Below are 12,886 nucleotides of genomic sequence, written 5' to 3' on the forward strand. Positions count from 1 at the left end.
TTTGCAAAAAAAAAGGAATGCCACGGATTTTAGCGATTGATTATGGAGGAAAACGTTGCGGGATTGCAGTTACAGATGAGTTGCAGATTATTGCTTCTGGGTTGACTACTGTAGATACTGGTGATTTATTATTATGGTTAAAAGATTATGTGTCTAAGGAAGAGGTCGAGCTTTTTATAGTAGGAGAACCTAAAAGGTTGCATGGAGAAGCTTCAGAAAGCGAACAGTTAATTTTACCTTTTTTAGAAAAATTGAATAAATTACTTCCAGATATTCCTGTAAAAAGAATTGATGAGCGCTTTACCTCTAAAATTGCTTTTGATACAATGATAGCTAGTGGTATTTCAAAAAAGAAAAGAAGAGATAAAGCATTAGTAGATCAGATTAGTGCGACGATTATACTGCAAGATTATTTGTATAATCGATAAATAATTAGAAATAAGAAACAAAATATGATACTTCCCATTGTAGCATACGGAGATCCGGTATTGAAGAAAAAAGGAAAAGAAATAACCAAAGATTATCCCAAATTGTCAGAATTGCTGGATAATATGTTTGAGACCATGTATAATGCACATGGGGTAGGATTAGCAGCTCCTCAGATTGGACTTCCTATTCGATTATTTATTGTTGATGCAGAACCCTTTTCTGAAGATGAAGAATTATCTAAAGAAGAAGCAGATCGGTTAAAGAATTTTAAAAAAGTATTTATTAATGCTACTATTTTAGAAGAAACAGGTGAGGAGTGGGCTTTTGCCGAAGGGTGTTTGAGTATTCCTGAAATACGAGAGGATGTATTTCGTAATGAAATTATAAAAATTCACTATTTTGATGAGAATTTTGTAGAGCATACCGAGACTTATGATGGGCTGGCGGCAAGAGTAATTCAGCATGAATATGATCATATCGAAGGTGTTTTGTTCACAGACAAACTATCGAGCCTTAAAAAGCGTTTAATAAAAGGAAAACTAGCAAATATTTCTAAAGGGAAAATTAATTCAGAATACAGAATGCGATTTCCTTTACTGAAAAAAGGTAGATAATCACAGGCTACTTTTGATATTTATGTTGGTTAAATGTTTGATTTTTTAAAACGAACTACTGATATTTGCCAACTTTGTGAGGGAGATGAACAAGCTTTAAAAATTTTAATAGTGATTGAAATAATTAGCGAGTAAATTCCTTATCGATCTGCATTAATACAGATCTGACCTTTAAAAAGAAATATATCATAAATAGATAAAAATATATGAGCTTAGATAAAATATTAGCAATTTCGGGTAAACCTGGTTTATATGAGTTAAAAACTCAAACTCGAAGTGGGTTTTTAGCAGAATCTTTATTAGATGGAAAAAGGTTGTCGGTAAGCATAAGGCACAATGTAAGTGTGCTTAGCGAAATTGCAATTTATACATTTACAGAAGAAGTTCCTTTACGGGAAATCTTTAAAAAGATTTTTGAAAAAGAAAATGGCGAAAAAGCTATAAGTCATAAAGAATCTAAAGACAAATTAGAAGCTTATTTTAGCGAAGTGCTACCAGATTATGATGAGGATAGAGTGTATGCTAGCGACATGAAAAAAGTAATTCAATGGTATAATATTTTACAATCCAAAGGATTGACAGATTTTGATGAAGCAGAAGAAGAGAAAGTTACTGAAGAAGAAGAATAAGAACATAATTTTTTATAATAAAATCCTGTCGTGAGGCAGGATTTTATTTTTTTATATGTGTTGTGAATTCATTTTCAAATTTTTAAGTTGTTGAAGGAATATGGATAAGTTACATAATATTGATTGATTTTCGATGTATGATTTGATGACTTCTTTGTATTTTTGCGCAAAATTTTAATACAATCTTACTAAATATTTAGTTTACATGGCTAATACCAAATATGTTTTTGTAACCGGAGGTGTGTCTTCTTCTTTAGGAAAAGGGATTATAGCAGCTTCTCTGGCGAAATTATTACAAGCAAGAGGATACAGGGTTACAATTCAGAAACTGGATCCATATATAAATGTTGATCCGGGAACCTTGAATCCATATGAACATGGTGAATGCTATGTAACCGATGATGGAGCAGAGACTGATCTTGATCTGGGACATTATGAGCGTTTTCTGAATACACCAACCTCTCAAGCCAATAATGTAACTACAGGAAGGATATATCAAAGTGTTATTCAAAAAGAAAGAAGAGGAGAATTTTTAGGAAAAACAGTTCAGGTTGTTCCACATATCACAAACGAAATAAAGGAAAGAATACAGATTCTGGGAAAAAGCGGAAATTACGATATTGTAATTACCGAAATAGGAGGAACAGTTGGGGATATAGAATCTTTACCGTATATAGAAGCTGTACGACAGTTAAAATGGGAACTAGGAGATGCTAATGCTTTGGTTATTCATTTAACCTTAATCCCTTACCTGTCAGCAGCAGGAGAGTTGAAGACAAAACCTACTCAGCATAGTGTAAAAACATTGATGGAAAGCGGGATAAAAGCAGATATTCTAGTATGTAGAACAGAACATGAACTTTCTGATGATTTAAGAAGAAAATTAGCACTTTTCTGTAATGTTAGACAAGAAGCAGTAATAGAATCTATCGATGCATCAACAATTTATGATGTACCTAATTTGATGTTAGAAGAAGGCTTGGATAAAGTAGTTCTTAAACAATTACTTCTTCAAGATGACGATGAACCTAATTTGGAGAAATGGAATGATTTTTTACAAAGACATAAAAATCCAAAATGCCAGGTAACTATTGGACTTATAGGTAAATATGTAGAATTACAAGATTCTTATAAATCGATTTTAGAATCTTTTATTCATGCAGGCGCAGAGAATGAAGTGAAAGTAAATGTGGTAAGTATACATTCAGAATATATTACTAACGATACAATAAAAAATGAAATAGCTCACTTAGACGGGATTTTGGTAGCACCGGGATTTGGTGAACGTGGGACAGAAGGAAAAATAAAAGCAGTGCAATTTGCAAGAGAAAATAAACTCCCGTTTTTTGGAATTTGTTTAGGAATGCAAATGGCAGTTATTGAGTATTCTCGTAATGTTATGGGAATTAAAGAAGCTTCTTCTAAAGAAGTAGATGAAAATACACCGCACCCAGTAATTGATATTATGGAAGAGCAAAAGGATATTATAGATATGGGAGGGACTATGCGATTAGGTTCCTGGGATTGTGAATTGAAAGAAAATAGTAAAGTGTTTGAAGCATACGGAAAATCTATGATAGCCGAACGTCATCGTCATAGATATGAATATAATAACAATTATAAAGAACAATTAGAAAAAGCAGGACTTAGGACTACAGGGGTTAATCCAAAAACAGGATTGGTAGAAATTGTAGAAATTCCAGATCATCCTTGGTTTGTTGGGGTTCAATACCATCCAGAGTATAAGAGTACAGTTGCAAACCCACATCCTTTGTTTATTGCTTTTATAAGAGCAGCTGTAGAATATTCAAAAAAGAATAAGAATGCCAAAGTGTCACAAGGATAGCAATTGGCCAGATAATTGACAACAAAATAACAATATATAATTCTAAAAGCCTTTCTGAGTAATCAGATAAAGGCTTTTTATACATCAATACATGGAAGAAAAGAAATTTGATCTTAATTCGATAATTGGATTTGCACTTATTTTTGGAATCATCGTTTGGATGTTCTATCTAAATCAACCAACTCCAGAAGAAATTGAGGCAGAAAAAGCTAAAAAAGAACAGTTAGAGTCGGAGACAAAAACAGACAAGGAAAAAACTACAGATTTTGTAAAAGAAAGTGAAGCTATCATAGCAAGTCCATCAGATTCTGTTGCATTATCTAATGCAAAATCACAATTAGGAGCATTTTCGTATTCTGCTAGTTTACCTTCGGCCAAAGATGAATTTACGAAGATTGAGAATGAAGTTTTGAGCCTTAAAGTAAATAATAGAGGAGGGTATATCTCTGAAGCATTATTAAAAAACTTTAAAACCTATGATTCGGTTCCTGTGTACCTGATTAAGGATGGGAAAAATGCTTCTTTCAATATTAATTTTGGAACCACAGATAATAGAATCCTAAATACAAAAGATTTATTCTTTGAACCTACGATAACCAAAAACGGAGAGAATACAATCTTATCTATGAAACTAAAGGTTTCAAATACCAAATTTCTAGAGTATCGATATGAACTGAAACCAGATGAGTATATGGTTGATTTTACAGTTCGATCTCAAGGGTTACAACAAGTAATTAATAGTGGTCAAACAGTAAACTTAGATTGGCAACTGCAAGGGATAAGACATGCTAAAAGTGCAGCATATGAAAATCGATATACCGAGGTTTTATATGAATATGATGGTGATAAAGATGACTATTTAGGACAAGGAGAATTTGCAGATGACGAAGAGCAAGATGTGAGTTGGATAGCTTTTAAGCAACATTTCTTTACTTCTGTGCTGCTAACAGATGCTCCATTCAAAAAAGCATCTTTTACTTCTAAAAATATAGCAAATTCAAGTGAGTTGGATGATAAAGATATAAAAGTAACCAAAGAATTTTCTGCCTCTATGCCTTTAGAACTACAAGGAGGGGAGCTTAATTATTCAATGGATTGGTATTATGGTCCTACTGATTATAGAATTTTAAATACTTATGAACGTAATCTTGATGAGATAGTACCTCTAGGTTGGGGGATTTTTGGGATAATAAATAAGTATTTGTTTATACCGTTTTTTGCGTTTTTAAGTGGTTTTCTACCTTATGGGATCGCTATTATTGTAATGACGATTATTGTACGTATCATTTTATCTCCTGTTACATACAAGTCATATTTATCACAGGCTAAAATGAAAGTTTTACGACCAGAGATTACAGAAATTAATGAGAAGCATAAGGATAATGCAATGAAGAGGCAACAAGAAACAATGGCTCTTTATGGTAAAGCAGGGGTTAACCCAATGAGTGGTTGTTTGCCAGCAGTAATGCAGATTCCTGTTTTTTATGCCCTATTCAATTTCTTCCCAAGTGCATTTCAATTACGACAAAAAAGTTTCTTGTGGGCAGATGATTTATCTAGCTATGATACTATAGCAGAGCTGCCATTTACTATACCTTTTTATGGAGATCATATCAGTTTATTTCCTATACTGGCATCGGTAGCTATTTTTATCTACATGATGATGACTACAGGGCAAACTATGCAAACACAACAACCAGGGATGCCTAATATGAAATTTATTATGTATTTATCCCCATTAATGATGTTGTTCTTCTTTAATAACTATGCGAGTGGTTTATCACTATACTATTTTATTTCTAACCTAATTACTATAGGGATTATGTTAGTCATTAAAAATGTGATTATTGATGAAGATAAGATTCATGCCAAAATTCAAGAAAATAAGAAGAAGCCTAAGAAACAAGGTAAGTTCCAGAAAAAGATGAAAGAATTAATGGAACAGGCAGAACAACAACAAAAGACAAAAAAGAAATAACCTTAATGTTGATATATTTTAGAAAAGCTCCTGAATAAGGAGCTTTTTTTTAATTTAACCTTCGTTTTGTGAATTTGATTTTATAATATTGGTATACTTTTTGGAGATTAGATGTGTTGAAATAATGTCCCAAATTAAATTGTAGTTATGCGAAGTATATTTTTATTTTGTAGTTTATCTTTTTTTATATGTTACTCTGTTTTAGGTCAAAAATATAATGCATTTGATGCTAATGGTAAACGACATGGTAAATGGCAAAAAAAATATGAAGGTAGTGAACAGCTACGCTATGAAGGAAAATTTGATCACGGAAAAGAAATAGGAGAATTTAAATTTTATCAACCTAACGGAGGTAGTTCTCCTACAGCAATTAAGTTGTTTTCTAAAAGTAGCGATACTGTTAGGGTTACATACTTTACTCAAAAAAGGAAAGTAATAAGTGAGGGCCAGATGATTGGTAAAAACCGTATAGGAATATGGAAATATTACCATAAAGGATCCGATAAGATCATGATGACTGAGCAATACCAATCTGGAAAATTAGATGGAGAACAACTTACCTATTTTGAAAATGGCCAGTTAACCGAAAAAACTTCGTATATCAATGGCAAGCAAAACGGAAAAAGAACTATGTACTCTGATACGGGTGTGATTATAAAAGAATTTACCTATGATAATGATCAATTACATGGGGTTACTAAGTATTATGACACAAACGGAGTATTGATTATCGAAGGAAATTATAAAAGAGGACGTAAAGATGGTATGTGGAAATACTATAAAGAAGGAAAACTCTCTGAACAAAAATTATTCCCGGTTCAAAAAAGAGGGTTTTAAGATTGATATATAAAATATCGGTATAGATAAAACCATAAAGCATTGCGCTAGCATTGCTTTTTTTATTTATTACTTTTGCATAAAATTTTAAAGATTAAATACAGCATTTTTGATGAAGAGAGTAATCGTAGGATTATCGGGTGGAGTTGATTCTAGTGTTGCCGCATATTTACTTAAAGAACAGGGATATGAAGTTATTGGCTTGTTTATGAAAAACTGGCATGATGACTCCGTTACGATATCCGATGAATGTCCTTGGTTAGATGATAGTAATGATGCATTATTGGTAGCAGAAAAATTAGGAATACCATTTCAGACAGTTGATCTTAGTGAAGAGTATAAGGAACGTATAGTTGATTATATGTTCAATGAATATGAGAAAGGACGTACACCTAATCCGGATGTATTGTGCAATCGTGAAATTAAATTTGATGTTTTCCTAAAAATTGCGTTATCTCTTGGAGCAGATTATGTGGCTACAGGGCATTATTGCAGGAAGGATACTATTGTAAAAGATGGAAAAGAAGTATATCGTTTATTAGAAGGAAAAGACCCTAATAAAGATCAATCCTATTTTTTATGTCAACTATCTCAGGAACAACTGGCAAAAACGCTTTTTCCTGTAGGTGAATTACTGAAGCCCGAAGTTAGAGATATTGCCAAAGCGCAAGGTTTAGCAACCGCAAATAAAAAGGACTCTCAGGGATTATGCTTTATCGGGAAAGTTAGATTGCCAGAATTTCTTCAACAAAAATTACAACCAAAACAAGGAAATATTATTGAAGTATCTCCTTCAGAAAAAAAATATCACCGAGAACATCCTCAATTTGTATCCAAAAGAGAGGAATTAGAGTTTTTATCTAATAAATATACGTATGATATTAATGATGGTAAGGTAGTAGGAAAACATCAGGGCGCACATTTCTATACTAAAGGACAACGCAAAGGGTTGGCTGTTGGAGGTACACCAGAACCACTTTTTGTAATAGAAACCGATGTAGAAACGAATACTATTTATACGGGGCAGGGAAAAAGACACCCTGGGTTATATAGAAAAGCTTTGTTTATAGCTTTAGAAGAGCTGCATTGGGTGAGAGATGATCTTAAATTAATGATAGATGAAGAGTTAGAAGTAATGGCGAGAATTCGATATAGACAACCGTTAGAGAAAGCAACATTGTATAGGGTCGACTCTGGGGTTTATGTGGTTTTTGAAAATGATCAAAGCGCAATAACCGAAGGTCAATTTGTGGCATGGTATATCGAAGATGAATTAGTTGGGTCTGGAGTGATCTCATAAAAATTAAACTACACATATTTATATAGTATGAACAAAATTAAAGAGCTATTTAATATTCAATACCCAATAATACAAGGAGGGATGATATGGGCAAGTGGTTGGAGATTAGCAAGTGCAGTGAGTAACTCAGGAGGATTGGGGCTTATAGGATCGGGATCTATGTATCCAGATGTGCTTAGGGAGCATATTCAAAAATGCAAAAAAGCAACCAGTAAACCTTTTGGGGTAAATATTCCGATGTTATATCCCAATTTGGAAGAGGCTATACAAATTATCATCGAAGAAGATGTAAAAATAGTATTTACCTCTGCCGGAAATCCAAAAATATATACGTCCTACCTTAAAGAAAAAGGAATTACGGTAGTACATGTGGTAAGTAGCCTTAAATTTGCTTTAAAAGCACAAGAGGCTGGTGTTGATGCAGTGGTAGCAGAAGGGTTTGAAGCAGGAGGACATAATGGACGAGATGAGACTACTACACTGGCATTGATTCCTATGGTTAAAGAAAGAATAAACGTTCCTTTAATCGCGGCTGGAGGTATTGCTACAGGTGCAGCTATGTATGCCGTTATGGCTCTGGGGGCAGATGGTGTTCAGGTAGGAAGTCGCTTTGTAGCAAGTGAGGAAGCATCTTCGCATATCGATTTTAAAAATATGGTGGTCGAAGCAAAAGAAGGGGATACACAACTTACTCTAAAGGAGTTAGCGCCGGTAAGGCTACTTAAAAATAAATTTTATCAGGATGTAGCAGCATTATATACTACTGCACCTTCGGTAGATGAGTTAAAAACACTATTAGGACGTGCCAGAGCAAAAAGAGGTATGTTTGAAGGAGATCTAACCGAAGGAGAGTTAGAGATAGGACAAGTGTCAGGATTAATTCATGAAATCAAGCCTGCTGGAATCATAATAGAAGATATGATCACAGAATTCAATACTGTACAGTGTAAAATGAACGATGTTTCTCTATAAAAATATTTTTTTATTCCGAAATAAGACAAGTAATATGTTGCTCGCAGATATTTAGTGTATTATAAGAATTTATACGTTGCTGTATGGTTCGTATTGTTTCTAGGTATTTATCTGTACCTAATATTTTCTCGGTAGCATTTTGTATTGTAACTACTCGAGGTTTTTCTGTTTTTAGATCGATACTGATTCCAGAATAATCCATTCTGGAACAGATCTCATTTTTACCTTCATTAACTCCTGCAGTAATCATTGGTACACCGTGTTTAATACTAAGTAAGGCACTGCCATACCCTCCATTCATAATAAAAACATCTATATGTGGCATTACAGCATCATAAGCTATAAAATCTTCGATATAATAATGTTGTTGAGGATATCGTTTTTGTAAACCTTTAGTGTCGGTATAGCTTGTAGCTACCAGAACTATGTAATTTGAATCTTTAAAAGCTTCTAGTGATGGAATAATAAGCTTTTCTAGATTTTTTTCTACAGTTCCCTGAGATACCAATATGACTTTTTTAGAGGTGTCTAGAATAGCACTCCAATCTTTTTTTATCTTTTGATTTTTGTTATTAGTTTGAACTTGTAGTGCACCAACATATTTTATAGAAGCCGGAAGACTATACCTTGGGTAATCGATTTCAGGAATCCCATTTTGCAAAAAGACATCCGATTGTAAAGGGGCTATATCAAAAATAGTTAGATTTTCTTCTTCGGGTAAACCCAATGAACGCAACAACTGATTATATGCAACTCTTGTTTCGTCAAAAATAAGTTTGTCCGCCATTAGCTTTATAAAATTCTGTTTTCTCTTACCAAAAAATGATGTAGCAGGCTGATGACCAATGCCGTATAAAGGAATATCGGGTGCAGAAAGTGCTAAAGGTACGACTCCTATGCTAGCAATAGGCACATTAAGTTTTTTCTTAACAATAGATCCTGGGAAAGTGTTGTCGCATACCAAAATGTCAAATGGAAAAACGTCATATATTTCTGCTATATCTTCATAGTAGCCTTTCATTCTATTAATAAACAGATTAATGATATCAAACTTAATATGCGCAATTCCTTTTAGCTTTTTTCGATCAGGATACATTTGATCTATTTCCTCTATTTTAAGTTCCTGTGCATTTCGAAATGGTAAATACGGTATTCCCATTTGATGTAGCTTGTTTTTATACCCCTCTCCTGTATACCATCTTACATCATATCCTTTTGTTTTGAGATGGATTGCTATAGCTGTCATAGGATTAAAATGTCCATCTGCGGGTATACACGCGAAAAGAATTTTTTTTTGAGACATCAATGTCATTAAGAAATGTTTTTTAGGAGGGTAAAATTATAATATATTAAAACTAAACCTAATTTTTGATAAAACATTACTTTTGAAATAAAAAGATAAATGAACTCAAGAAAAGATCAGCTTCTGGCTTTTGATAGGTTATTAACTATCATGAATGAGCTTCGTGAGCAATGTCCGTGGGATAAAAAGCAAACATTTCAGTCGTTAAGACATTTAACTATAGAAGAGACTTATGAGCTTGGTGATGCAATTCTGGATAATGATCTGGAAGAAATAAAAAAAGAGCTTGGAGATTTGCTATTACATATCGTGTTTTATGCTAAAATTGGGAGTGAAACAAAAGCTTTTGATATTGCAGATGTTGCCAACGAGATTTGTGAAAAATTAGTTCATAGACATCCTCATATTTATGGAGATGTTACTGTTGATAATGAGGAGGATGTAAAGCGTAATTGGGAAAATTTAAAGCTTAAAGAAGGAAAAAATAGCGTTCTCGAAGGGGTTCCTCAATCTTTACCAGCAATGGTAAAGGCAAGTAGGATTCAGGATAAAGTGGCCGGAGTGGGGTTTGACTGGGAAGAACCTTATCAGGTATTTGAAAAACTTAAAGAAGAACTTAATGAATTACAACACGAAATAGAAGTAGAGGATCAGGAAAAAATAGAATCAGAATTTGGAGATGTTCTTTTTTCTATGATTAATTATGCTCGTTTTCTTAAGGTAAACCCAGAAGATTCATTAGAGCGTACGAACAAAAAATTTATAAAGAGGTTTCAGTATCTAGAGTCAAAAGCAAAAGAAAATAATAAAAGCCTTAAAGATATGACACTTGCTGAAATGGATGTTTTTTGGGAAGAAGCAAAAAAACTATAATCATATTTATGAGGTCTGTTACTCCTATATATTCTTACCAAGTTTTTTATTTGTATGTTAGAACATAGAAATAACTGGTTTTTTGACAAGAAATAGATTAACAGATACTGTTTTTACACTTTTTTTTTATGGTTTTTACTTATTTTTTTGTCTTGAAAAACCTGTAGACACTGGTTTTTTAGGTAAAATATTATCGGGACACTCTTCTGTAACAATTTTTTAACAGAAAGAAATCGTAAATTAGTGGCTAAATTCATCATCAATCAATCGTGAGGCTAACTCAAAGAAGAACAATATTAACATACTTGTTTTTCATCTTTATTTTGTTCATTCCTTTAAAAGGATATTGTTTCTTTATTGGAACAAGTGAGAGAAATGAGGATGAGAATTCTTATAAGCTATTATTTTATAAAGATCAGTTTTCTAATAGGTCAGATTTTGTATTTACCACAGAAGCTGATCAAGTTGTAATACAAGAAAAAATAACTGATTCTACAGCTATATTCAAAGAACTGGCATTTTCTTATGCTAAAATTGATCAGCCCAAATTAGCTTGTGAGTTTATTGAAAAGTATATTAGATCAACTCTTGATGTAACTTTTGTTGGTCATAGTAATTTTGACCAAATAAGTACATCAGATTCTCATAAACAACTTGCAGAGAAATATCTAAAACAATTTGGCTGGCTTGCCCTCTTTTGTTTTTATATTTCCTTTGTAGGTTTTTTTATAACTATAGTATTAAATTTTCGTAAAGGCACGGATAAGACAGCTAGTTTGTTAATGAGTATTTTTGTACTCCTGAATTCATGTTTCATGGCCCATTTGGGACTGTATTTTATGAATTATGAATATTATTGGCCGCATACATTATTTATGTTTTCTACGTTTGGGCTATTATATGGTCCTATTATATATTTTTATTTTAAAAGAGCCTCGCAAAACTATAAGTTCAAACGCTTGGATCTATTACACTTGGTACCGACCATATTTCTGGTGCTATTGTTGTTACCTGTTTATTTATTGCCTGCAGAAGAAAAACTTAGAATGGTTATACATTATGAACGACCATACCTTACTTTAATTTCAGTTGCTAAGCTATTATCTTTGTTAATTTATGGTATTTTAATGGTTAATGTTTATGTTCGGAGAGTTAAGGAAAAGTTCTATTTTTCGAAACAGCTAATTAACTGGCAGCGAAACATAATGATATTTTGTGCTGTATATATATTGTCATATGCGATATATGCATTTTTAAATGTATTGCATTTGGCTAGTGGATTTTTGTTTAACGTACAGGTAGTTTCGCTAGCAGTTATGGTCCTATATATTAGCTACTCTGCATTTGTTCAACCTTCACTATTTGGGAAATTAAGAATAGTAAAATCGGAAGATGAAAAAGAAGAAAAAATACTAAAAAATACAAATAGTAAATACGAAAAATCAGGACTAACACCAAGTTTGTCACTAGAACTTAAAGTAAAGTTGTTGTATTTACTCAAAGAAGAGAAAATTTATAAACAAAATGATATTACTCTTCATAAAGTTTCACTATTACTAGATACTACAAGACACAATACTTCTCAGATTATAAATGAACATTTCGAACTTAATTTTTTTGAATTAATCAATAAATATAGAATAGAAGAAGCTAAAGAGATTTTAAAAGGAGAGAAGCATAAAGGTTTTAATATTATTGATGTGGCTTATGAAGTAGGCTTTAATAATAAAGTTACTTTTAACAAATCGTTTAAAAAATACAACCAAATTACTCCCTCAGAATATTTAAAACGATTTGTAGCATAGTGCAAGAAATCTTAGGTAAAAGATGAATTCTTTTCTTTTCTGAGATGCGTTTTTTATCCTTATTTTTACTAGTTCATTTGTTTGAAAACCAGTAAGATATGCTGTTGAAAAAAAGATATTTAGAATCAAAAAAAAGAAAATAATAGCCCTATTATCGGTATTAGTTCTCTTTAATAGGCTTGAGTGTTCATATTTATTTTTTAGAATATGCTCTTTTCTGCGTTTTTTTAGATCAAATGATTTATTTTTTTGATTTTTTTTAAAAATATTGATTTTTTACTTGTAAAAAAACATCTTTTT

11 protein-coding genes are annotated in these 12,886 nt (G+C 32.3%); 10 read left to right on the forward strand and 1 reads right to left on the reverse strand.

The genetic code is table 11. The features are described from left to right. Positions 1-17: 17 nt before the first annotated feature. The 8 genes from ruvX (at position 18) to DK441_RS10175 (ending at position 8,605) form a co-directional block, all read left to right on the forward strand. Positions 18-428 (forward strand): Holliday junction resolvase RuvX, encoded by a 411-nt coding sequence (gene ruvX, locus DK441_RS10140; RefSeq protein ID WP_025667265.1) that lies wholly within the window; start codon positions 18-20, stop codon positions 426-428. Positions 429-452: 24 nt separating this feature from the next. After that, positions 453-1,043: a peptide deformylase gene (def, locus tag DK441_RS10145; RefSeq protein ID WP_109098638.1), complete on the forward strand. Its 591-nt coding sequence runs from the start codon at positions 453-455 to the stop codon at positions 1,041-1,043. 206 nt (positions 1,044-1,249) lie between these two features. Further along, positions 1,250-1,672, forward strand: coding sequence for a DUF5606 domain-containing protein (locus DK441_RS10150; RefSeq protein ID WP_074408630.1), 423 nt, complete (start codon positions 1,250-1,252; stop codon positions 1,670-1,672). A gap of 205 nt (positions 1,673-1,877) precedes the next feature. After that, complete coding sequence (locus DK441_RS10155) at positions 1,878-3,518, forward strand: CTP synthase (RefSeq protein WP_109098639.1); 1,641 nt, start codon at positions 1,878-1,880, stop codon at positions 3,516-3,518. A 91-nt stretch (positions 3,519-3,609) separates the two neighbouring features. Continuing rightward, positions 3,610-5,496: a membrane protein insertase YidC gene (gene yidC, locus DK441_RS10160; RefSeq protein WP_074408628.1), complete on the forward strand. Its 1,887-nt coding sequence runs from the start codon at positions 3,610-3,612 to the stop codon at positions 5,494-5,496. Between the two features lie 147 nt (positions 5,497-5,643). Continuing rightward, positions 5,644-6,333 carry a toxin-antitoxin system YwqK family antitoxin gene (locus tag DK441_RS10165; RefSeq protein WP_109098640.1) on the forward strand — a complete coding sequence of 230 codons (690 nt, stop codon included), beginning with the start codon at positions 5,644-5,646 and terminating at the stop codon, positions 6,331-6,333. A 112-nt stretch (positions 6,334-6,445) separates the two neighbouring features. Beyond that, positions 6,446-7,633, forward strand: a complete 1,188-nt coding sequence (gene mnmA, locus DK441_RS10170) for a tRNA 2-thiouridine(34) synthase MnmA (protein WP_109098641.1) — start codon at positions 6,446-6,448, stop codon at positions 7,631-7,633. Between the two features lie 27 nt (positions 7,634-7,660). Then, complete coding sequence (locus DK441_RS10175; protein ID WP_109098642.1) at positions 7,661-8,605, forward strand: nitronate monooxygenase family protein; 945 nt, start codon at positions 7,661-7,663, stop codon at positions 8,603-8,605. A 10-nt stretch (positions 8,606-8,615) separates the two neighbouring features. On the opposite strand, the gene DK441_RS10180 is transcribed toward DK441_RS10175, so the two are convergent. Further along, complete coding sequence (locus DK441_RS10180) at positions 8,616-9,917, reverse strand: glycosyltransferase (RefSeq protein ID WP_109098643.1); 1,302 nt, start codon at positions 9,915-9,917, stop codon at positions 8,616-8,618. A 90-nt stretch (positions 9,918-10,007) separates the two neighbouring features. Here DK441_RS10180 and mazG point away from each other — a divergent pair, with 90 nt between their 5' ends. Together mazG and DK441_RS10190 are read left to right on the forward strand one after the other, a co-directional pair. Continuing rightward, positions 10,008-10,781, forward strand: coding sequence for a nucleoside triphosphate pyrophosphohydrolase (gene mazG / locus DK441_RS10185; RefSeq protein ID WP_109098644.1), 774 nt, complete (start codon positions 10,008-10,010; stop codon positions 10,779-10,781). Between the two features lie 305 nt (positions 10,782-11,086). Beyond that, positions 11,087-12,586, forward strand: coding sequence for a helix-turn-helix domain-containing protein (locus DK441_RS10190; RefSeq protein WP_160112034.1), 1,500 nt, complete (start codon positions 11,087-11,089; stop codon positions 12,584-12,586). Positions 12,587-12,886: the final 300 nt, after the last annotated feature.

Origin of the sequence: Aquimarina sp. AU58 (genome assembly GCF_900312745.1) — a bacterium.
In the GTDB taxonomy this organism is placed as follows: Bacteria; Bacteroidota; Bacteroidia; order Flavobacteriales; family Flavobacteriaceae; genus Aquimarina; species Aquimarina spinulae.

Coding starts and splice junctions, on each gene's coding strand:
- ruvX (WP_025667265.1), top strand. CDS start 18: ATGCCACGGATTTTAGCGATTGATTATGGAGGAAAACGTTGCGGGATT.
- DK441_RS10180 (WP_109098643.1), bottom strand. CDS start 9,917: ATGACATTGATGTCTCAAAAAAAAATTCTTTTCGCGTGTATACCCGCA.
- DK441_RS10155 (WP_109098639.1), top strand. CDS start 1,878: ATGGCTAATACCAAATATGTTTTTGTAACCGGAGGTGTGTCTTCTTCT.
- def (WP_109098638.1), top strand. CDS start 453: ATGATACTTCCCATTGTAGCATACGGAGATCCGGTATTGAAGAAAAAA.
- DK441_RS10150 (WP_074408630.1), top strand. CDS start 1,250: ATGAGCTTAGATAAAATATTAGCAATTTCGGGTAAACCTGGTTTATAT.
- yidC (WP_074408628.1), top strand. CDS start 3,610: ATGGAAGAAAAGAAATTTGATCTTAATTCGATAATTGGATTTGCACTT.
- DK441_RS10165 (WP_109098640.1), top strand. CDS start 5,644: ATGCGAAGTATATTTTTATTTTGTAGTTTATCTTTTTTTATATGTTAC.
- mnmA (WP_109098641.1), top strand. CDS start 6,446: ATGAAGAGAGTAATCGTAGGATTATCGGGTGGAGTTGATTCTAGTGTT.
- DK441_RS10175 (WP_109098642.1), top strand. CDS start 7,661: ATGAACAAAATTAAAGAGCTATTTAATATTCAATACCCAATAATACAA.
- mazG (WP_109098644.1), top strand. CDS start 10,008: ATGAACTCAAGAAAAGATCAGCTTCTGGCTTTTGATAGGTTATTAACT.